General features: G+C 76.0%; 1 pseudogene. It reads left to right on the forward strand.

Features of this window, described 5'->3' with window-relative positions:
* A pseudogene (locus GH736_RS24155) lies at window positions 1-316 on the forward strand (class I SAM-dependent methyltransferase); the annotation flags it as partial.
* Window positions 317-549: the final 233 nt, after the last annotated feature.

The following is a 549-nucleotide window of genomic DNA, read 5'->3' on the forward strand; positions in this document are numbered from 1 at the left end:
GCTCTGCTCGGTCGGCGACCCGGCCGCCGCGCTCGCGGAGGTGATCCGGGTGCTGGTGCCCGGCGGCCGCGTCGTCTTCGTCGACCACGTCCTCGCGCCGCCGCGCACCCTGAAGCGGGCGGTGCAGCGCGTCGCCACGCCCATCTCGAAGCGGGTCTGCCACGGATGCCACTGGGACCGCGACACCGAACGGGCGCTCGCCGAGGCGGGCTTCATCGGCCATGACATCCGGCGCCTGCGGGTGCGGTCGATGCCGTTCGGCCCGGTGCCGATGCTGCTCTTCGACGGTCGCGCGCCCGGCGGCGTGGCGGCCTGAGCGGCTGGGGGTCCGCGGTCCACTCCGCTCTGCCGCCGCGCTCCACCCCGCCGAAACGGAGGAAGTTCGGGGCGACGCGCCGCGCGCGGCATCCGTCTCGACCGGCGTGCCGCCCGGAAGTTCCTACATTTCGCCGCTGTGGGGGGAAGCGGGGGGAGCGCAGACCAGCTACGCGTCGATCGGGCGCGCGGAAGCGCCCACCCCGGCGACCCCGGCGGCGTCGAGCACCGAGC

This window comes from Agromyces humi (genome assembly GCF_009720255.1).
In the GTDB taxonomy this organism is placed as follows: Bacteria; Actinomycetota; Actinomycetes; order Actinomycetales; family Microbacteriaceae; genus Agromyces; species Agromyces humi.